Source organism: Marinomonas sp. BSi20584 (genome assembly GCF_002792415.1).
Taxonomy (GTDB): Bacteria; Pseudomonadota; Gammaproteobacteria; order Pseudomonadales; family Marinomonadaceae; genus Marinomonas; species Marinomonas polaris.
On sequence record NZ_KZ454880.1, the window covers coordinates 102772 to 125256 of the forward strand.

The window sequence follows — 22485 nt, forward strand, 5'->3', positions numbered from 1 at the left end:
GTTTTTTGCGTTATCCCTAATTATTACATACGGTATGTAGCGCTTAGGCCGATAGTGCGAGTTTGGCCTACAGAGGCGCGTACAGATCTTCCCCCATCGATTTGGTAGATTATGGTTTCGTCGGTTAGGTTTTTAACATAACCATCGATAGTTAGGCTGCCATTAACGTACTGTATGCGAGCATCGGTGCGGACGTAATCGCCAGCTTTGTAGTCTTCTGTGTTATCTAGGTCAGAATAGTACTCGCCAACATAAGTGACATCTCCACCAAATGACCAATTTTCACCAATATATTGAGTGAACCCTAGGCTTAAGTTGGTTTCAGGGGCGCTAGGAAGGTCATTTCCTTTTGAAGTTTCGTAATTATCGATTTCACTGCGCAGTAGGCCAATAGAACCACGTACTTGCAGGTCGTCGGTTGCCCAAGCGAGAGCCTCGATCTCTAAGCCGTATGTGTGTGCTGCGTCAATATTGTTGATGCGATCATTATACATTGCTTGGTAATTAGAGTAGTCGTTATAAAACAAAGAAGTATTTAGTGTGGTGCCATTTTCGAATTGACTTTTACTGCTCACTTCGTAGGCAATAACCTCTTCACTTTCATAAGTGTAAAACTCGCGTGTTGAGTCCCATTGATAAGCAGAACCACCAGGGCTGTAGCCTTTACGAATGTTGGCACCTAATGTTGTGGTATTTGATATCGCATGTGTTAAACCGATTTTTGGTAGGAGATTTGTTTCGCTATCGTCGTGATCAACATCGGTACGGCCATCATTGACAATAAAGCGGTCTGCCTCTTCTCTTTCTACTCTAGCACCACCAATCAAATTTGTTTTCTCAGTTAATGCATAGCTTCCTTCACCGTAGAATGCCAATGTAGTGGTGGAGGTGTCGTTGGCTGTGTACCAGTCTTGACCACGGTAAGTGATGTCTGTATCAGCGTCTTTTTCTGACACGAATAAGCCAATGACACCTGTTAGTTTCGCGTCAGGTTGATTGAAGATGATACGGTTTTCAATCGTTGTGGTATTTTTTGTTATGTCGAGTAGTGTCGTCCCAGGATATTCATCAAAGCTTACTTTGCTTTTGCTATAGGCGATATATAAAGCGTTACTGATCCCATCACCTAGATCGTAATCGATGTCTATTGCAATTGCGTCTGTTGTTGAATCTTGCAGACGTGTATTGCGACCACCACTTCCTAAAGTCATCAGTGGTCCAGAAAAGTTATTTTTTTCATCATTTGCCCAGCTTAAGTACTCTCCTTCATACTTATGATGTTCAACGGTTAATTTAGCAGTTAAGTTAGGATTACTTGCAGGCTCCCAAAGCAATTTTCCGCGTACATTGTAGTTTTCTGCATCGTTGACGTCGGGGCCAGTGTCTAGCTCATTGTTTTCTTGAGCGTAGTTCATCCAACCTTCGCCCTTAGTGCCATCGAGTGTAATACGATATGCCAGCTCATCGTCAATTAAGGCACCTGATGACATCGCTCCTAAGTTGTATTTCAGATTTCCGTTTTCGTAATGTTCAAGTCCGGCTCGTATAGCGGACTCATTGGTAAAGGTCGGGTCGTTCGTTTTTATTACCACTGCGCCTGCGATCGAACTGGTACCTTGGGTTGTAGATTGTGGGCCACGTAAGACTTCCACTTGCTGGGCGTCCCAGACACCACTTGGCGTGAAATTATAGCCAGACCAATCTTGGGTTCCACCATCAATTACGGTAGAGACGCGAGAGCGTGCGCCAGTGATCAAGGCGTAACCACCGGAAGCCGCTCCGTTACCACTCATTCCTCGAATCGCGACATTACCAAATGCAGAAGTGACGACGTTTGGTGCTTGCGTTGCTAGTTCTTTTACCTCTTTAGTTTCGCCACTAGCAATATCTTTGCCATGAATAATGGTAACGGCTGTTGTTGTTTCTTTAATGTCTTTGTCGATTTTTTCACCAGTAACGACCAAGGCTGGTAATGCATTAACCTCTTCCGCGAATGCATTTGATGAAACACAAGCCGCATTAATGCTAATGACCGCTAGGGCGACGGTAGATAGGTTGCTTGGGAATTGAACTGATGGTTTTTTCTTTAAGAGAGACATGCTATTCCTTTTTGCATAAATTAGATAAAGAGTTTGTTAATCTTATTGATAATGATAATACTTCGCAATACTATTAACTGGTGTTTTTTGATTGTTTAATAACTTGAGGAGTGATGGAGCTTTATGTTTTCCAAGAAAAAACTAATAGTCAGCATGCTGGCAGCTATCCCAATGATGAGTTTTGCTGCAAGTGAAAATAATGAAATTAGTCTGTCTGAAGAGGCAGAGCAGTTGGATACACTCGTTGTTACAGCAACAATGGAAGCTAAAAAAATTGAGGATATTCCTGCTTTTGCAACAGTAGTAACTAAAGATGATATTGCCAAATCTACTGTAAGCAGTGTTGCTGATTTACTTCGAGACACAGTGGGTGTTAATAATTTTAGCGACGAAACTGGTCGTGACTCCATCCAGATTCGAGGTTTGGATGGCGGATACACCGTTTTATTGGTAAATGGCAAACGTGTTTCCGCTGGCAGTGCTTTTGATAAAGGCAGCGATACTGACTTCAATAGTGTGCCGTTGAACTCTATAGAGAGAATTGAAATTATTCGCGGACCAATGTCCGTATTGTATGGTGCGGATGCTATTGGTGGCGTGGTAAACATTATTACTAAAAGACCTCAGGATGATGCAGGTTGGACAGGAACTGCCAGTGCAGAAATGCGTAAAATTGAGTCTGGTGAAGGTGGTGACCAATACCGATTAGGTATGTCTGGAATGGGGGCTATCAGTGATAAAGTAGCTCTTTCCGTTAGCGTTGAAGATTTAAGACAAAAAGCTTGGTTTGCTAATGATAGTGATATTTCTCCATTGCGTGAAAAGAAAAATGCACAAAATTTAGTTTCTACTTTGACTTGGCAGGTTGCGGATAATCAGGAGGTCGATGTTGACTTTGGTTATAACCACGATGAACGTCCTTACCAAGTTTTTAATACAGGCGGTGCTACGCGCGAGCAAGAAATTACTCGTACTGATTTAGCTGTAACTCATAAGGGACAATGGGATTGGGCAAATACTACTGCTTATATTAAACGTGAAGAAAGTGATATATATGACTATAATTCCCAATATGACGAGCCAGAAGCTCACTCTGGCCTAGAGGCAAATAACACTTATGCAAAAGGTTATGCGAACAAACTAATTGGTGCGCATGCTCTTATGGCTGGTGTTGATTACCAAAATGAACAGCTAAAAAATAGTTATACGCTTTTGGATTCAGGTGAATATAACGTAGATCAGTACGGTGTCTTTGCTCAAGATGAAATATCGTTGACCGATAAGCTTGTTTTTACTTTAGGTGGACGTGTTGATAATCATGATATTTATGGAAATAACTTTTCGCCAAAAGCTTACCTTGTGTATGACGCGACCAATTCACTGACTTTAAAAGGGGGAATTACCAAAGCCTTTAAAGCACCAGAAGTTAGTAAATTAAGCGAAGAATATCGAACTGTAAGTTGCGGCGGTGCCTGTACTTTGTCAGGTAACTCAGATCTAGAAGCGGAAACCAGTATTAGTTATGAATTTGGCGTGGATTATCATACCAGAAGTTTAAATGTTACCGCCGCTGTCTTCCGTAATGATATTGATAACTTGATAGAGCGTGAAGTTGGTTATGATAGTAGCGGCAATGCTAATTCCGCTAAGTGGATTAATGTTGCTACCGCAATGACTCAGGGGCTTGAATTAAGTGCATCTACATCATTAACTGATGATCTTTTATTAAAAGCAAATTACACCTATTTAGATACTGAAGCAGAGGATTCTGAAGGGGTAAAAACTGTTTTAACTGGACGCCCAGAGCATCAAGCAAGTTTGTCATTCGACTACCAAGCAACCGATATATTGTCAACGTATCTTTCAGTTAACTACATATCTGGCATGCAGTATTCTACTTGGGTTTCAGGTGTGGGTGATGTTTATAGTACATTGCCTTCCTATTACCGTACTGATATTGGGCTAGTAGCTGATGTAACTGATAATTTAGTTCTTCGTGCGGGCATTAAAAATATTGGTGATGTTCGTTTAGATGAAGAAGACACAGGCTATACAACCTATGAGCTTGGTCGTAACTTCTTTGTAAGTGCAGCTTATAACTTCTAAAGTGTTATGAACTGGTTGAAAAGACGTACATGCTAAAAACATGTACGTTTTTTTATGTGTGGGTTTTATAGGTATGAAAAAGCCTCCGCATAGGGAGGCTTAGGAGCATGGGTTGAAAATAGGCTTAACTTTCTTTAATTAGGTTTGGATCATTCAGTGTACTACTTCTTAGCGTTTTTAAGCTGGCCAATAGTATCAATCCAAGTCCCATTGCGACGGTACCAAAAGCAAAGATACTACCTAATGACGAGAGTAGTTTTCCTAATGCTCCGATAGAAAGTGTTCCTACAGAATCACCAGAAGCATCTTGAGCCGTCCATATGCCATTTATGCGACCTAAATAATGGTCAGGGGTATGACCTTGAACAAAGCTGTATTGCAGTAATGAGGTAATAGACACAAGGTAACCAAAGGCTGCCAGAAGGATAAGGGTAAGAGGAAAATAGGTTGTACTGCCAATTCCCATTAAACAGAGAAAAGCAGCAAGGCTGATAAGCATCATTACCAAGCCTGGTTTTGCTACATGATTTGCCCAGCCACTAATAATAGCGCCCATCGTTGCACCTAATGGAACGGCAGAATACATCAAGCCAACTGTCCAGGCGCCACCGCCGTAGACGCTATCAGCAAGGGCTGGAAAGAGCACGCGTATCGCTGTTGTTAAGGTGACTAAGGTTCCCATTATTACCACGCTGGCAACAATTTTATTAGTGCATAGATATGTAAATCCGTCCCATAATGATTTTAGTGGATTGTGAGTTTTTACCTCTTTTGGTCGCATTGTTGGTAAAGACAGAAGAGCCAAAAGTGTTATGCCTGTGCCCACAGCCGCGATCATATAGTTCCAAGCTACATCAGAAACCGCAATAATAACGCCGCCAATAGCTGGTGAAATGACTGTTGCTAAACGCACACTTACCATGCTGATAGCGCGAGCTTGCATGAGATTTTCTCTGCCAACAATAAAAGGCATGCACGCCATTAATGCCGTGACGCCTAATGCACCAAAGAAGCCGTCCCAAATTGATAGAACATAGATGGCCCATAAAGAAGGTTCTGGTAACCATGCATTGACGGCCATAGCGAGAAAACCTAACCCACAAATTGTACGCGCAAAAAGGATTATGCGCTTACGTTCATACATGTCGGCTAAAACACCGCCTAGAAGTAGGCCAATAAATAGACCTATTCCTTCTAGTGCCATGACGATGCCTACATGCAAGCTGTCGTTGGTTAAAGAATACACCTGTACAGGTATGGACACGGAAAGCATGCCTAAACCTAGTATAGAAATGGTACGGGCAATAAATATATTGCGAAAATTCCTGTGGGTCGCTAATAAACTGAAATCCACAAACATTGATTTTTTCTTGGTATCGCTCACGTTTCACTCTCTTTTTGAAATGGTTAAGCCAGTTCTGATGATGTGTCAGAACGGTCTTTTAAACTTAATAATGTATTTTGTTTTGCATCATGAATAAGTTGATCTAGCAATGGTCCTAATGTTTTTAAATGTTCTGGGGATAGAATGTCTTCATGGCTGCAATGAGCTAAAGGGTGAAAACACACTTGACTTGCATAAGGTGGCCAATTGATGGCCGGGTTGATGTAATCCGGAAGAGATTGCTGTGCAATAAAGACATCAACTTTTGCATCATAGTTAGGAGTGGTGGTTTTTTTCAGTAAGCGAACCGCATCTTTATAGTTGGCAAAAATTTGCTCAAGCATCTTATCTTGTTCTTGTTTTACAAAAAGTGCCATTTCACCAGGGTCGCCATCTTCATCTGTTATTGCCGTGCTTAGAAGTTGTGTTTGTTCTCGCTCCGCGCCCATAGCAGCCTCTTCTCCTTGCGGGTCATTCCAATCATGAACTTCGGCTGGATAAGTATCTAATAGACCGAGGAAGTTAACGTCTTCCCCTATTTCTCTAAGCTTAGCTGCGACGCCATAAGCAACGGTTCCTCCGAGGGAATAGCCCAATAAATAATAGGGACCGTGTGCTTGTTCTTGACGAATGACATGAAGTTGTTGGTCGATTAGTTCTTCCATCGTTGCGCTACTGGCGATTAAACCGTTGGGTCTGGGAGATTGTAAGCCAATAATAGGGTGTTCACCTTTTAAATAGCGGGATAACACACTGTATTGCCAAGCAAAGCCAGATCCAGGATAGAAGCAAAACAGTGGTTCACCTTGCCCTTCACGAAGGTAAATCAAATGGTCAAAGCCATTTGCGTTACTGGCAGTCATTGCATTGCTGCCATCCATCATGGCTTCCAGCTTTTCGCGGCTATGTTGCTCTGTGTCTTTGCTTAAGAGTCGGGCGAGTTTGGCAACCGTAGAGGTAACCATTATTTGTCCTACTGTAATAGGTCGTTTCACTTCTCTACGTATATCCGCAGCTAGCCTCATGGCGAGTAAAGAGTGACCTCCTAGTGCAAAGAAATCATCTTCAGCTTTGATGTTTTCTATTCCTAAAAGCGTTGTAAACAGGCGTGCCAGCTGACTTTCTAGTCCGATCGATGGTGCTCTAGACACGTTGGACGTGAGCGTGTTTTTTGCTATGTTGGGTTCTGGAAGTGCATTTCGGTCAAGTTTGCCATTGGCACTGAGTGGTAGGCTGTCCAATATGACATAAGCGACAGGCAGCATATGACTTGGTAGTTCTTCGGAGAGCGCAAGTTTAACTGCTGATTCATCATAGTTTGTTGAAGCATTTAATGTGAGATAGGCCACTAACTGGCGATTATCTTGTCCCGTATTGTTGGCGGTTTCATTATTCAATGTACGGGCTACGACGACCGCTTGTTCGATTGTATTTTGTTGTAGAAGAAGCGTTTCAATTTCTCCTAGTTCAATGCGTTGGCCACGGATTTTGATTTGATTGTCCGCTCTGCCTAAATACTCAATATCCCCGTTTTCTAACCAGCGGACGATATCGCCTGTACGGTACATTCTGTCTCCGGCTTGTCCAAAAGGGTCAGCGACAAACCGAACACAATTGAGTTCTGGGCGATCTAAATAGCCAATAGCTAACTGAGTACCGCATAAATAAAGCTCTCCTGTTGCACCAATAGGGACGGGCCGTAAGTACTGATCTAGCACCCTTAGTTCTGTGTTCCACACGGGTTTTCCAATCGCGACGCCTTGGCCATGTGAAGACAAATCCTCAAAAGCGGGTTTATAAGTCACATCAACAGCGGCTTCGGTTGGCCCATAAAGGTTATGCAGTTGAGCGTTAGAGCAGTCTTTGAAAGCAATGGCTTGTGTTTTTAGCAATGCTTCACCGCTGCAGAATACCTGTTTAAGTGATTTGCAAGTAGGCGAATTATCGTCCTTGCTTTGCATGCTTGCCGTAAAAATAGCGAGCATAGAAGGAACAAAATGCAAGGTGCTGATAGCATATTGGTCGATGGTTTGCATGAGTAGTTCTGGATCGCGGTGAGCTTCAGGGGCCGCCATGACTAAAGATGCACCAACCATTGGCGCCCAAAAAAACTCCCAAACAGAAACGTCGAAACTGCAGGGCGTTTTTTGTAAGACGACGTCGTCAGGGGTGAGGTGGTATTCATGCTGCATCCATAAAATACGGTTGATTATTGCTTTATGGGAAACCAATACGCCCTTTGGACGACCTGTGGTACCTGACGTATAAATTAAATAAGCAGGATGTTCACCTGTGATCGCGCTGGCCGCTATTGGCTTGGTGTTTTTGTATTGATGTGCCGAGTTTTTATCGTAAGACTGGTCAAATAGCTCATCAAAGGCAAGGCGTTTTATGTTTGTATTTATGTTAAGAAAACGGTTTTTTTGAGAGCTCTGGGTGACTAACAATACAGGTGAGGCATCGTCGAGCATGTAGGCGAGGCGATCATCAGGATAACCAAGGTCTAAAGGTAAATAGGCCGCCCCCACTTCAATAATGGCCCAAATGGCCAAGCTTAAGTGACAGCTTCTTGGTAAGGCGACGGCAACAATATGACCTTCAGTAACACCTTCATTGCGCAGCTTTGATGCCAGGACTTGCACTTGATATCGAGCTTCTTGATAATTCAACTGATGTTGTTGATCTGAAAGGCAGAGAGCCTCCGGCGTAGTTTGTGCTTGTATTGCTAATGCCGATTGTAAGGTTAATTCAGGAACAGATTGCTTCGTATCGTTAATACGGGTAATGAAGCGAACTTCCTGAGAGCTAAGACTTTCGTATCGGCACAGTGGTCGTCGAGGGTCTTTAAGACAGATTTCAATAGTTTGCTGCAATCTATGTGCTAAGGCTTCCACTTCAAAATGCGTTAATGCACCACGGTTTTCGATAAGGAAAGTAATTTCTTCACCGGGTAATACTAATAAAGCCAATGGGTAGTGACTATAACCGCGGTTATGAATGTCGCTGACCGTCAGTGGGTTGCCGTCTTTACCTTGTAATTTGGTGTCTAGATATCCGCTGTCCGGGTAGTTTTCCACCACTAATAAAGTATCAAACAAGGTTTGATTCCCCGTTATGTTTTGTATTTCCGCAAGACCAATTGCGTCATGTTCTAAGAGTTCGATATGACGTTCTTGCATGATCGGCAACTGTTCCCAGAGCGATAAAGTAGGGTCTATCATCACGCGAATTGGCAGTGTATTTAGAAATAAGCCAACTTGGTCTTCAATACCGAGGATATTGCTGCTTCGTCCAGAGACGGGCGAACCAAAAATGATATCTTCTTTACCGGATAATAGGTTTAAGGCTTGGGCCCAAAGTGCTTGCATGAAGACATTTAAGGTCACACCACGCTCTTTAAGTTGAGACATTAATTGTTTGCTTGTGGTGTGATTTAAAGAGAGTTTAAATTCGTTGACTTCATCTTGGCGCTGCTCAAATAGCAGGCAAGGTTGTGCTTGATGCATGACTTCCTGCCATTTTTTTAAACTCGTCTGTTGATCACGATTGTATAGTTGCTTGATTACCTCGGTGTAACTATTGGGGATAGGGCTAAGAGAGTTAGTTTGTTGCTGGTAGGCATCAAGTAGGCTGCGTAATAAAAGGGGCGTAGACCAACCATCGATAATAAGATGATGGACAATTAGGATAAGTGCCGATTTAGGTTTTCCTGTTGTTTCATCTTTTCCTAAATCCACATAAGCGGCGTGGATCATACTGCAGAATGTATCTGTCTTGTGTTGTGTTTTTAACAATGTTTGTTCTAGCTCTTCTAATGCAGCTGATTTTTTATCGTCAGGATAAAAGCTGATATCATGCGTACTCAGCGGCCATTGCCATGTTTGTTGTTGAGTATCGGGAATGATGAATACAGGTTCTGCTAAGTGTTCGCTATCAAAAGCACCGGCTAATTGAGGGTAGCGGACTAGCAGGGCATTTAGTGCATCCTGTAAAGTGGAGAGGTCCATTTCACCAGTAAAGTTTAGGCGCGTATATGCGTTGTAATTACCGGAAGCCGAATCCATCATGGTTTCAAATAGCATGCCTTTTTGTAATGGCAGTAACGGTGCAATGTCGCCAATCGGTTCATAATGTAATGATAGTGTACTTAGCTGATCTTGTGAGAGCGCCCATTTCTTGATGTTATCGGATGACGATGTGTCTGAAATAGGTGTAATTTCGATGGCAATTTGTCGGGGAGTGCGTAGTTTGAAAACTTGGCTCGGACGCAATGTATAGCCTGTATTTCGTAGTTCTGTGCAAAGCATAATGGCGCTAATACTGTCGCCACCGAGAACAAAAAAATCGTCCGTCGTGCCAATTTTGTCTATTTTTAATACCTTTGAAAAACAATCACAGAGCCGTATTTCATCTTCATTTTCAGGTAAGGCCTTGGCCTCTAGTGAAGTTTGAACGTCTATTTTAGGTAGAGCTTTTTTGTCTACTTTACCGCTGACATTACGCGGAAAAGATGACATGACGCAAAGGCTGGATGGCACCATGTAATCAGGTAGATTATTGCGTAATTCTGCTAATAATATTTGTCCGTGGTCTTGCTGTTGTTCTGTTGATAAGCCTGGTATCACGCAATAGCCAATTAGTCTGTGGCTGTTATTTAGCGCTTCAGCAATGATAATGGCGCTTTCGACATGCTCTAATTTTGAGAGAGCATTCTCTACTTCGCCTATTTCAACTCGGTAGCCACGGATTTTAACCTGATCGTCTCCACGCCCCATAAACTCTACGTAGCCTTCTTGATTCCAGCGTACGATGTCGCCGGTTCGATACATGCGGGTGCCGGCTTGATCGCTAAAAGGGTCAGCAATAAAACGGCTAGCACTGAGTTCCGCTCGAGCCAAATAGCCGTGGGCTAAGCCTGCGCCTGATATATAAAGTTCACCTAAGACGCCGATGGGAGCAAGCTGTAACTGAGTATCTAAAATATAAGTTTGTGTGTTTGCAATAGGGCGACCAATGATAGGCATATTATGCTGTGTTAGGTCGGCACGCAGAGTATCTACTGTGTATTCTGTTGGCCCATAAAGATTATGAGATTTTAGTTTTGGGTAGCTTCTCAGTTGCTGCCAAAGTGCTGCTGGGCATGCTTCGCCACCAATCAATATTAGGCTTGGTTGATGGTTTGATGTGCCTGATTGATCTGCCATCAGACCATTGTTAAGTAGTTGCGCTAACAGAGACGGCGGCAAGTCCATGGCATCAATTTTGATCTTATGAACCTCTTCTACAATGGCATAGGCGTCGCGTCGTGTTTCTTCATCAAACACATAGAGTTCTTCTCCTTGAATCAGCCAGAAAATCTGCAACCATGAAGAGTCGAAAGAAAATGAATGGGTGTGCGCCGCTCGTAGAGCGCGCCCTGGGTGACGTTCTTGAACCACTTTCTGGGCTGGACGGTAAATTGATTCTTGGTGAGAAAGTAGCAGGTTCAGCATGGCGGCGTGGGTGTTCATCACACCCTTTGGTCTACCTGTGCTACCTGAGGTGAAGATTACATAGGCGATGTCGTCCTTGCTGGGCGTTGGTCTATCTGCTTCTGTAATGTGGGTGTCTGGATGGGTGGCGAGTAACGAGACAAATGATTCATCGTCTAGGTTAATTACAGGCATATTTAACCCTAGCGAGACACTGGAATGGGTCAATAGCAAAACGGGATCTGTATCTTCACACATCATTTCCATGCGTTCTTTTGGGTAATCTAAATCCAGCGGTAAGTAGGTTGCTCCTGTGTTTAGAATAGACATCATCGCGATAACAGATTGAGCGCTACGAGGCATGGCGCAGGCAATGACAGTTTTGCCTTCGGTCTTTTGAAGACTAGGGTGTGCTAGTAAAAAATGACTTAAGCGGTTGATAGCTTGACCTAGTTCGAGAAACGTAAAACGTGTTTCAATGTCTTCGTCTGGGTGGCGGCAGACAAGCGCTGTCGCTTCTGGTTTGTCTACTACTTGTTGCCAAAAAACGTCTAAAATATTGGATACGTTTTCGGGTTCGAATTGGCGCCCTTTTCCCCATTCGATAAGAGCTTTGCGTTCCTCTTCAGGTAGAATGGATAGTTGGGCTAATGGAGTTTCGGGAGCTTTCAGCCAATTTGTTAGCATGGTAAAAAGGCGTAGGCCGTGCTGCTCTAGAGCAGCACGATTATATTTACGAGCATTTGCTCTTAGCTCGAAATACGTTTTTTCTTTTTCGACAATAATGCTGAACTCAAAATCATCCACAGGGCCTGTGGCCAAATGATGGGTAATGCCTGCAATTCCTGCGAAATTGAGTTCGTAGTCAAACTGTTTGTAGTTGATGAGCGTGTTATAAAGCCCAGATGACCCTACCTTACCTATGTCTCGCTGAATTTGTTCTGCGCTGTAGTTTTGGTGGCGACGAATCGTTTTTAAAGAGCGCTTAAATGCTTGTGTGATGTCATGCCATTGCATGTGGGGTTCTAAGTCTATTTTCATCGGCAGCACATTGACCATGGGCGCAACGGATGACACAGATACAGAGCCTAAGCGCCTCATAAAAGGCATTCCAATGACTTGGCTAGTTTGACCTGTTACTCGGAATAGGTAGCTGGTTATAAGGCTCATTAATAGCTCAGCGTTGCTGCTTTTAATTGAGTCAGCCAGTACGTTCAGCTTTTCTAGCTGATTAGGTGTTATTGGCGTGATATGGCGTATTAAGCTTGATTTACCTAGGTCGTTTATAGTGGGTGTATTTGAAAGGCTGACAGGGGATGGCATGTCAATGCAATAGTCAGTCCAGAATATTTTATCGTTCTGATATCTTTCGGATTCCTGATATGTACTTTCTTCATCTATTACCTGAGCGACTGAAGTAAAAGGTGAATTGGAAATAGGTTGTTTTTTTAACAAGTGATTGTAAATCTCGGCCACTCGTTTGGTGAGAACGGTGAAGCTGAATCCGTCTAACATAATATGATGGTAGCGCTGATACCAAAGCCAGACACTATGACCATTCTCTGTGATGGAAATTAATATCTGTTTCTGTAGCGGCTTTTGGCCGTCATTGGTGAGTGGAAGGTCTTGTTCTGTGTCTGCTTGCATGATTGCCAGCGCTTGTTCGCGACCTGCGTTGTTTCGTGTGAGGTTGATTTTTTCTATGTGAATTTTATTGGCTTCTTTCGGGTCAAGAAGTGTTTGTTTTCCATCTCCGTAATGAGCGAGAACTGTATCGGCTTCACCAAGTGCTAAACGGATGGCTTGTTCTAAATATCCACTTTGAATATTTCCTTTCATTTCTAAGCAGTGCGAAATAGTGTAAAGGTGTTTATCTTCTGATACCTGATCAGCCAGCCATATCCCTTGTTGTGTATTGGTAAGAGGGAGTCTTTTAGATCGCATAATAGGGTTCCTTATCGGCTTTCTGTCACTGTATTATCAAATGGATTAATCGCTTTCCAATGCTGTTCAACGTACGTTACGCATTCACTTCTAGGTACAGGACCTAGCACTACTTCCCATCCTTTTGGGAGTGAGGCGAATTCTGGCCATAAGCTGTACTGCCCCTGTTGGTTTAGAAGCACAAGGAATGACAGTTTTTCATTGTCGAATGGGTTGAGGTATTGGTTATTGTCCATAGGTGTTTGGTCCTTATGACGCGGTATATAGTTGTTAATAATTAGCTATTAAGCGCCTGTAATAGGCTGTGAATGAGACCTTGGCGCCAGCATAGCCAGTCATGACCCCCCCTAAATTCTCGATAGCGAACATGATGTCCATTGCTTTTGAGTGCTTTTGCCATTATTTGGCTGACCTCTAGCATGTCTTTCTCATAGCATCCGGCCTCCATCACAATATTTAGAGGGGTTGTGGTTAAATCTGCATTTGAAATCTCTTGAATTAACCTACCTTCTCCTGGTTGAGAGTCGACATCAGGCCACCAAAATGAACCCGATTGACTGATGGCTGTAGCAAAGTATTCAGGCCAGTGAAAAGCCCCAAAAATAGCGCAAAGGCCACCAAGGCTTTGACCTGCAACGGTCGTTTTTTCAGGTTTATCCGTAATGGGGTATTGAGCATTCACCCATGGGAGTAATTCTTTCTGGATGGCGATCCAGAAATCGGTATTACAAGCAAGCTCAATATTTCTATGAGAAGTGTTAATCGAATCGATGAAGACATATTGGGCTTTCGGAAGCTGACCAGATAAGGTTAGTCCGTCTAGCTCTGCATAAATTGGTAGGTGATTTGCCCAATATTGTCCATCGAATAACAGTACGACAGGCAGTGATTCTTGAGTGTTATTACTTGTTCTGTAGAGCCAAATGCGGCGTTCATTAGTGAGTCGCTCACTTTGCCATATGCATTCTTTTAGGATGCCCTGTGTTTCTACATTTGAATATTTGAACGTGTTTTTTTTATCTTCACTTAGACAAAGGGCTGAGAGTGTTATTCCGTTTCCGTTACTATGGGCGGGTAATAAGTTTAATGGATCAGACTGCGCAGTTAAGCCCATTAATTGGATCCACCATCGGCGAATATATTGATGATTTTTGTGTAGTGGTGGGCGTTGATTGTGTGTGGCTGGCATTAAAAAATAGCTACCAAGCCAGTCGTTTTCAAGTTCTGTTTCCCAGAACCAAACATCACTACCTTTAAGTCGGGTGAAACCTGTCAGCTGCTGGGTGGGATGAGGCGTTTTCGAATAGATATCAATATAAACGGTATCGATATCAGAGCGCTTTCCATCTGGGTCTCGCCAAATAAAGGAGACAAGGCTTTTATTCTCATCGACCTTTACGATTAAAGGTGTCCCTGCTTGCTTAATATCCTGCCACCACTCATGAGAGCCTACATCTTGATGATGGAACAAAGGATTAATAGGTTGTATTTTCTGCATAGTGTTGACTTTAATAATGGCACCTTTATTAAAAGGCGCCCATTCTAAAGTGAAATAGATTTGTCTAAATTCACCTTAGAATAGGCGAGTGTCTTCAATTAGTGTTTAAGGGTTGGAAGTCAGTGCATGTTTGTCTTTTTTAAATAAGTTTGTTAAACGCTGAATCATGTTACTTGAGCTAAAATAATCGAGCCTGAAAGTATCATTTCCTACTGCGTAGATGGAGTTATTAAGGATGGCTGGAGTTTCAGCAAGGTAAGCATTGTTTTTTACCATTGCTTCTTGAGGCGGTTCTGTAGCAAACAAGAGCAATGTGTTTCCGGTTAACGCATCGGGGAAGCGTTCACCACTAGCGATGACTATGTCATTGCGTTTTCCCATGCTTAAATCGCCGCGCATCGAATCTGGAATAGGTGACAAGGTGAATCCTAACTGGGTTAAAAGTTGACCCTGAGCCGATTCGGATGTCCAGATGTTGCCCCCTGTACCGTCTCGATAGTAAACCAGTGCGGTTGTTGGTTGAGGTGGGAGTGTTGCCACTTCTTTGAACTGATCTATTTGCTGATTAAACGTATCGATCAGTATGTTTGCATTTTCTTCTAAACCAATGAAGTTGCCCAATACCTTGGCAAGTTGCATCCAGCTTTTATCTCCGTAGTTAATGACTGCTGTCGGTGCGATGTCTTTTAATTGATCGTAGAGCTTAAGGGCTGAATCACCACCTGTTGCGGAGATGAGTATAAGATCAGGATTTTCTCGAATAACCGCCTCCGCATTGTGTTCTGTCTGATAAAGCACCTTTAAGCCTTTCTTCGAGGCACATTCACTCCATTGAGTGAAAAAACCTTGGTCATCAGAGATGTTGGTATTAGGAATTGTTGCACCTGAGCCAATAATGGGAGCATCAATGGCTAACAATGTTCCAGTCATGGTGACACTAGTGGAGACGATTCGTGTCGGTTGCTTGGTGAGGGTGACAGGGCCATGACTCGTCATAAGCGTTCTTGGCCATCCTGATACATCTTTACTTACCTCATCAATTTTTAGCTGCGTGGTACTTTGAGTGCTAACGTCTTTATTGGATGCATCATCACAAGCTGTCATTAAAATGCATAGTGAAAGTAGGCTAGCCCAGAGGGAAAGGCGTTGAGTTCTGTGCGTCATTATCAGAGTTCCTAATGCAAATGATGTCTTTAAGTAGATATTGATTCAATTAACACATATGATAATCATTATCATATGTGTCTTACAAGGCTTATAAATACTTAATTCATGAATGTTTTTGTAGAGGAAATAGAATTGATCGAAAGTACGGGTTTACCACAACTGTTGTGTAGTTTTCTTTTACCTAAAAGTCAGATTGGTAGTAGTAAGTGGTGGAAAGATGTTCACGCGATTGGAGCGCCTTTTATTAAAGTTAAAAACCCTCAAACGAGTGTTGTTCTATTTATTTGGCAGGATCCACATGGAACGGATGAGAAATCTTCAATAGCGAGCGTATTGTTGGATGTGAACTCAATCACCGATCATCACAGTTGGGAACCAGTCTGCCTGCATCGAATAAGTGGTACGGATGTGTGGTTTGGTCAGTTAACTGTGGATTCTAAATGGAGAGGCAGTTACTCCTTCATTCCAATAGAAGAGAACCAGTTGCCAGATCTTGTGCTACAAGCGGGCGATAGCTCAAGAGAAGCTCAACGCGCTTGGTGGATGTCTGTTGCTGGTAACCAAATTCCTGATCCTTTAAATCCATTGCCTGTACTGAGCTCTGGTTGGGGGATAAGTTCACCACTTCACCTTCCTAAAGCCGCAACTGAATTGGGTTGGCAAGAATGGGATCGTGGAGAATTGAATGCTATTTCAGCGAGTCGTGTTAATTCTATCGATTGGTCTTCAAAAGAACTGGGTAACCAGCGAACAGCTTGGCTTTTCTCGACTGCAACGAGTGACGCACCATTGGTTATATTGCTTGATGGACAAAAATGGGGAGCGCCAAGTGGCACGCTATCGGTTCTCCAGTATTTAACAGATACCTCTAAAATAGCACCTGCTCATTATCTTTTGGTGCCTTCAATTGATGGGCTAACTCGCTGGAAAGAGCTGAGTTGTCATCACCCTTTTTGGCAATCTTTGTTAGATGAGCTTTTGCCAATAGTAACGTCAATACTTGCTAAAGACGATTGCTCTGCTACTGATTTTCTTGTCGCAGGCCAGAGTTTAGGTGGGCTTTCTGCTTTGTACGCAGGTATTACTTTTTCAGATGTCTTTTCGAAGGTGATTAGCTTATCAGGGTCTTTTTGGTGGCCTGACAAAGACCGAATGGTTGATCCTGATAATGTTATCGCGTCTAAACCTATTCCAGCCGATAGTCTTGCAGAGCAAATATTGAATGACCGAGTAAGTGTTTCGCACTTAAAGGTTTATCAAAGTGTTGGAACGGGCGAAGAAGATATGTGTGTTTACAATGAGCAGACTCGCCAAGCCATTAAAGGAAAAGGGGGTTGTGTGCGATATGAGGTCTTCTGTGGTGGCCATGATTGGCTCTCGTGGCGCTCTGGCTTGATAAAGGGATTGTTGTTTTTGATTCCTGCTGACATGGCGGATTAACTGAGTTGTTATGTCTAAATCAAAGATTATGTTGGATTTTAGCTTACTAAAAACCAACAGGAATTTTCGTGCAATTTTTATTGCTCGATTAATGTCAGTGTTAGGTATTGGAATGCTAAATGTTGCCGTGCCGGTACAAATATATGAGTTAACGGGATCAAGTTTACAGGTTGGTTTTGCCGTAGCGTTAGATGGAATGGGGATGTTTGTCGGTCTAATGCTGGGTGGTGTTTTAGCTGACAGAATGGATCGCAAATGGCTGATTCTATTTTCGCGCATTATTTGTGGTGTGGGCTTTATTCTGCTCGCTGCCAATGCGTATTTGTCTGAGCCAAGCCTTTGGGCTGTGTATACTATCTCTCTCTGGGATGGCTTTTTCAGTGCCATTGGAATGACGGCATTATTGGCGTCTATTCCTCATTTAGTAGGGCGAGAAAACTTGCCAACAGCGGGTGCATTGAGCATGTTGATTGTGCGAATTGGTTCCGTCATTTCACCCGCCATTGCCGGTGTGGTAATTGTGTCATTTGGGGTGACATGGAACTATACCTTGGCTGCGATAGGTACGCTTTGTACGTTAATTACCTTGGTTACTTTGCCGAATATGAAGCCGCAAGAAGGTGGACCTAAAAAGTATCCGATTCGCTCTTTAATGGACGGATTTAGCTTTGTATTTACGCATAAAGTTATTCGTGCCGTTGTTGCCTTGGGTACGCTAGAAGCAGTCACCAAATCAATTCGTATTTTATTTCCTGCTTTAGCGGCAACCGCGTTTGGTGGCGGGGCGTTTGAGGTGGGGCTCATGTACGCCGCGGTGCCTGTAGGATCGACCTTAGGAGCACTTACTAGCGGTTGGGTTCGTCATGCGAAGAGGCCAGGTATGGTTATGCTGTTCACGGCGTTTTTCTCCTTTTTGTGTGTCTCTGCGTTGGGGTTTATGGGACATTTAGTGTTAATGCTGCTTGCCTTGGCGGTGTTTGGTTATCTAGGGTCGATTGGTGGTTTGCTGCAATACACCATTGTACAAGGTCATACTCCCGATCATATGTTAGGGCGAATTGGTAGCTTCTGGACAGCGCAAGATGTGGTAGGCGATTCTGCTGGTGCATTAGGCATTGGTGTGATTGTAAAAATGCTATCGCCAGTCATGGGCTTGGTCGCGCTTGGCTTTGGTTGTGCAGCAGCAACTGTATTATTAAGCGCAGGAGTGCGTTCGTTAAGAAGTGTCAGCTTGATTGATACGACGCTCTTTCCTGATGATGACGTTGCTAAAAAAGAAACTCTTCAAGCAAAAGATGCTACGGCATAATCGCTCTTTTACTTGTGCAGTCTAAAAAATGGCGATGTCTCAGGACATCGCCATTTTTTTATTTATAGCTTGCTGTTCAACTATACTTGTCGGCCTTTGGGAATGATTAATGGTGTACCCGAAACAGGATCTTCCAGAATCATACAGGGTAAGCCAAATACGTCTTCAATAAGTGCTTCAGTGACTATGTCTTTGGGGGCGCCAGAGGCAATGATTTTTCCTGCTTTCATAGCAATAAGATTGTCAGCGTATCGGCAAGCGTGATTAAGGTCATGCAGAACCGCCACCATGGTATGACCTTGTAGGCGGTTTAAGTCTTGAAATAAATCCATCAGCTCAATTTGATGAGCGATATCTAAGTACGTTGTTGGCTCATCTAATAACAGTAATGGCGTTTCTTGAGCCAATGCCATTGCTACCCATACACGTTGTTTTTGCCCTCCAGAAAGTTGATCAACATGATGCTGAGCGAACTCCATGATGCCCGTTGCTTTCATTGCAGACTCTACGGCTATCTGGTCTTGTTCGCGCCAAGGTTGAAACCATTTTTGATGGGGAAAACGTCCGCGAGCCACTAGATCAACAACTTTTATACCATCTGGAGCAATTGCGCTTTGTGGTAAGAGCCCCAGTATTTTTGCTACCTCACGGGTTGGTAAGCTATGAATGTCTTGGCCATTTAGTCGTACTTGGCCAGATGTTGGTGGCAGCAATCTACTCAGTGCTCTTAGTAAAGTGGATTTTCCACAGCCATTTGGGCCAACAATAATACTGAACTTACCTTCAGGAATATCAACCGAGAGATTGTTGGCGATGATTGTTTGATCGTAACCGAGGGTAACAGATTGGGTCGACAAAGAAAGTTCTGGCAAAGCTTGATAGTCTGTATCGTTTGATTTGTTCTGCTGAATTTCTGTGACTGTTGCTGTCATTTTCTTCCCTCACGAATAATTAAAAACACTAGATAAATACCACCCAAGCTCACGGTGATGAGTCCTACCGGTAATGTCGAGCCTTCCCAGCCATGTTGCGCGATAAAATCTGCGCTAAGTAATAACAAGCCGCCGACTAGAGCGGATGATCCTAATGAGGTGCTCGCGCTGTTTTCAAGACGTTTTGCTATCTGAGGCGCGGCCAGAGCAATGAAGGCTATTGGGCCTGTGATGGCGGTGGCTACAGCGGTTAGAGCAACGCCAACAAACATTAGGGCGAGACGGGTTTTATTCACTGAAACGCCCAGCGCCGCCGCGGTATCGTCGCCCATTTCGAGTAATTTCATACGAGTATTAAGCAAAAAAGCACAAAGGATAAAGACCGTAATGAGTACCGCTGCTGGCAATATGCGCGCCCAGGTCATACCATTGAGTGTGCCTGCACTCCATAGCGCTGCTGTCATTGCTGTTTCCAATGAAACGCTGAGTATCAGCCATTGGTTAAACGCAGAAAGGGTGGCACTAATCGCGATGCCTACAATGATTAATCGAAAACCGGAATGGCCATCTCTATAGGCAAAAGTATAAACGAGCAAGGCAGAAAAAAGACCGCCCAGAATTGCGCCCAATACACTGAACCAGTAGAGATTGCCAAACAAAGCAATAGACAGCAAAACCCCGGTAAAGGCGCCCACATTAAAGCCAGTGATGTCAGGGCTACCCAAAGGGTTACGAACCAATGATTGGAATACGGCACCGCTGATTCCTAGCGCCGCACCGATTACTAAGGCGGCAAACAATCTAGATGCTCGCCATTGCCACACAACAATGGATTGATATGGGTCTGCTTGGCCTGTGATAAGTTGCCAAATATCTTGAGTATTTTCGGCAATGTGTTGGCCAAAAAAAAGTGTGGCAATGATCAACGCAAGAGTAAAAGAACAAATGATTTGCTTTGGGTAGTGGCTGATAACATTGGTTATTGTCAGTGTGTAGGTACGATAGATCTTCATAGTCCAGAAGCTCCTTTTTTGCGCACTAAATAAATCAGAATAGGTGCGCCGATAAACGCGGTCACAATAGAAACCCGTAACTCCCCAACAATTAATACACGCCCGATGATGTCAGCAATTAATAGCAATATAGGCGTTAGGATAAAGCAAAAGGGGATGATCCAACGTTGATCTGGGCCCACCATCCAGCGAGCAATATGCGGCATCATAAGACTGACAAAACCAATGGGTCCAGCCGCCGCAGTGGCAGCGCCACAGAGCAATGTAACTGCTATTAGCCCTAACAACTGAATTCGAGCGGGTTTGCTGCCCAGTGCTGAGGCCAAAGAATCGCCTAATCCAAATGCATTAAGAGCTGGGGTAATCGATATGGCTAATAAGCAGCCACCGATGACAATAGGGGCGATAAATAATGGGACAGATAACGAGCGAATATCTAGACTACCAACTGCCCAAAAACGCATCTGATCAAATGCACTTGGATTAAAAAGAGTAAGGCCAGAGCTAATACCGCCAAATACGGCGCCAAGGGCAACCCCTGCTAGCGTAAGTTTCAGAGGGTCGGTTTTACCGCCGCCAATGCTGCCAACGAAATATACTAATAAACTGGCTAAAAAAGCGCCCAGAGCCGCGTAGCCAAAAAATTGGGTCAGCTGAGTTGCGCCTAAAAAGACGATGGCAATTGCTATGGCTAAACTGGCGCCTAAGTTAACGCCAAGAATGCCGGGATCCGCCAAAGGATTTCGGGTTATCGCCTGAATCAGTGCGCCAGACGTTCCAAGCGCCATACCGACAAAAAGCCCATTTAAAGTGCGTGGTAAACGACCTTCAATAACAATGGTTTTGGTAAGTCCATGTTCTTTGCCCATGAAGATATTCCACAGAATGTCCATGGAAATCGGCTTAGCCCCAATGTATAAACTGGCGATCATAATAATGAATAAAAATAGCAGCAATGCGAATAACCAAGCATATCGCTTGCTCTTTGACGTAGACATTGTGTTATTGGTCATGACTTTTCACGTCCAAACAGTATTTGTAATCGTTTTAATAAGTTGGTGGTGCTGTAATAGTCCAAGCGAAAGGTATCATCGCCAACAGCGAATACCTGTTTGTTTTGTACGGATCTTGTTTCATGTAAATAAGTGTTATTCATAAAAGCTTTTTCTCTGTCTGTGCTGGCAGAAAATAACAGTGTGGTATTACCTGTTACCGCATCAGGAAATCGCTCTCCAGTAGCAATAATAATGTCATGGCGAATGCCCATACTGATATTGCCTTTTACGCTCTCAGGTACGTCGGCAAGAGTAAAACCAAGCTCTTGTAATAATCGACCTTGTGCAGATTCTGAGGTCCAAATGTTGGCACCTGTGTCGTCTTGGTAGTAGACCATGGCCGTAGTCGGTTGAGGCGGTAAATTGATGGTTGATTTGGTGCGTTCAACTTCTTGTTTGAAGCGTTGGATCATGGTTTGCGCTTGTTCTTCTAAACCTAGAAGGTCACCAAAAATATTCGCAAGTTGCATCCAGCTTTTGTCGTCATACGCAATGACCAATGTGGGTGCGATATCTTTAAGTTGCTCATAAAGCTTGATGGCAGAATCGCCACCTGTTGCAGAAATGATGATCAGATCTGGGTTGGCTTTGATTATCGCTTCGGCATTGGGTTCGGTCTGATATAGGGGGATGATACCTCGAGTTTCTGCGATATCTGCCCACTGGCGCATGAACCCTTGTTCAGATGCAACGCTGGTATTCGCCATGGTGGCGCCAGAACCAACAAGTGGTGCCTTGATGGCGAGTAAAGTACCCGTCAAGGTGACGCTGGTGGACACAATTCTGGTTGGTTTTTTATTGAGGGTGAGTGAACCTTCAGGGGTCATGATTGTTCTTGGCCAACCCGATGAGCTTTTTTCTACCTGATCTATTTTTAATTGTGATTTGTCTGGTAAGGCTGGAGGTGATTGATCGCAACTTGCTAAGATAAGACTTAAAAAAAGAAGAGCTAAAACCTGTTTGAAGTGTGTCATAAAGCGAACCATGTCTAAAATCCTGTAGACCAAAAAGAACGCGTTATTATATAGATGAGAATGGGTTTTTTATACTATTGATAATCATTTGTA

General features: G+C 43.5%; 13 protein-coding genes. 3 read left to right on the plus strand and 10 right to left on the minus strand.

Annotated elements, in window-relative coordinates:
- Positions 1-23 precede the first annotated feature (23 nt).
- The gene (locus TY87_RS12730; protein ID WP_100187357.1) at positions 24-2099 is read right to left on the minus strand and encodes a TonB-dependent receptor; all 2076 of its coding nucleotides are present in this window, start codon (positions 2097-2099) and stop codon (positions 24-26) included.
- Between the two features lie 123 nt (positions 2100-2222).
- Here TY87_RS12730 and TY87_RS12735 point away from each other — a divergent pair, with 123 nt between their 5' ends.
- Positions 2223-4205 carry a TonB-dependent receptor plug domain-containing protein gene (locus TY87_RS12735; RefSeq protein WP_100187358.1) on the plus strand — a complete coding sequence of 661 codons (1983 nt, stop codon included), beginning with the start codon at positions 2223-2225 and terminating at the stop codon, positions 4203-4205.
- A 124-nt stretch (positions 4206-4329) separates the two neighbouring features.
- On the opposite strand, the gene entS (TY87_RS12740) is transcribed toward TY87_RS12735, so the two are convergent.
- From entS (TY87_RS12740) to fepB (TY87_RS12760), 5 genes are all read right to left on the minus strand, one after another.
- Positions 4330-5589: an enterobactin transporter EntS gene (entS, locus tag TY87_RS12740; RefSeq protein WP_232617131.1), complete on the minus strand. Its 1260-nt coding sequence runs from the start codon at positions 5587-5589 to the stop codon at positions 4330-4332.
- Between the two features lie 23 nt (positions 5590-5612).
- Positions 5613-13004, minus strand: coding sequence for a non-ribosomal peptide synthetase (locus TY87_RS12745; protein ID WP_100187359.1), 7392 nt, complete (start codon positions 13002-13004; stop codon positions 5613-5615).
- A gap of 11 nt (positions 13005-13015) precedes the next feature.
- Entirely contained in the window at positions 13016-13240 is a 225-nt protein-coding gene (locus tag TY87_RS12750) for an MbtH family protein (protein WP_072837945.1), read from the minus strand.
- Between the two features lie 41 nt (positions 13241-13281).
- Positions 13282-14502 (minus strand): enterochelin esterase, encoded by a 1221-nt coding sequence (gene fes, locus TY87_RS12755; RefSeq protein ID WP_072837946.1) that lies wholly within the window; start codon positions 14500-14502, stop codon positions 13282-13284.
- 105 nt (positions 14503-14607) lie between these two features.
- Positions 14608-15666, minus strand: coding sequence for a Fe2+-enterobactin ABC transporter substrate-binding protein (fepB, locus tag TY87_RS12760; protein WP_072837947.1), 1059 nt, complete (start codon positions 15664-15666; stop codon positions 14608-14610).
- Between the two features lie 135 nt (positions 15667-15801).
- Between fepB (TY87_RS12760) and fes (TY87_RS12765) the strand changes: the two genes are divergently transcribed.
- Positions 15802-17109, plus strand: coding sequence for an enterochelin esterase (gene fes, locus TY87_RS12765; protein ID WP_157789897.1), 1308 nt, complete (start codon positions 15802-15804; stop codon positions 17107-17109).
- Positions 17110-17119: 10 nt separating this feature from the next.
- Positions 17120-18418: an enterobactin transporter EntS gene (gene entS, locus TY87_RS12770; RefSeq protein WP_072837949.1), complete on the plus strand. Its 1299-nt coding sequence runs from the start codon at positions 17120-17122 to the stop codon at positions 18416-18418.
- Between the two features lie 80 nt (positions 18419-18498).
- Here the strand turns inward: entS (TY87_RS12770) and TY87_RS12775 are convergent, their stop codons facing one another.
- Genes TY87_RS12775 through fepB (TY87_RS12790) form a run of 4 tightly spaced genes read right to left on the minus strand, consistent with a single transcriptional unit; the run spans position 18499 to position 22392 of the window.
- Positions 18499-19350, minus strand: coding sequence for an ABC transporter ATP-binding protein (locus TY87_RS12775; RefSeq protein ID WP_084122076.1), 852 nt, complete (start codon positions 19348-19350; stop codon positions 18499-18501).
- A complete protein-coding gene (locus TY87_RS12780; RefSeq protein ID WP_100187360.1) occupies positions 19347-20363 on the minus strand; it encodes a FecCD family ABC transporter permease in 1017 nt (338 codons plus the stop codon). Before TY87_RS12780 ends, TY87_RS12775 begins: the two co-directional genes overlap by 4 nt.
- Entirely contained in the window at positions 20360-21376 is a 1017-nt protein-coding gene (gene fepD, locus TY87_RS12785) for a Fe(3+)-siderophore ABC transporter permease (RefSeq protein WP_232617132.1), read from the minus strand. The genes TY87_RS12780 and fepD overlap by 4 nt, the downstream gene beginning before the upstream one ends.
- Positions 21373-22392 carry a Fe2+-enterobactin ABC transporter substrate-binding protein gene (fepB, locus tag TY87_RS12790; protein WP_100187382.1) on the minus strand — a complete coding sequence of 340 codons (1020 nt, stop codon included), beginning with the start codon at positions 22390-22392 and terminating at the stop codon, positions 21373-21375. The genes fepD and fepB (TY87_RS12790) overlap by 4 nt, the downstream gene beginning before the upstream one ends.
- Positions 22393-22485 lie beyond the last annotated feature (93 nt).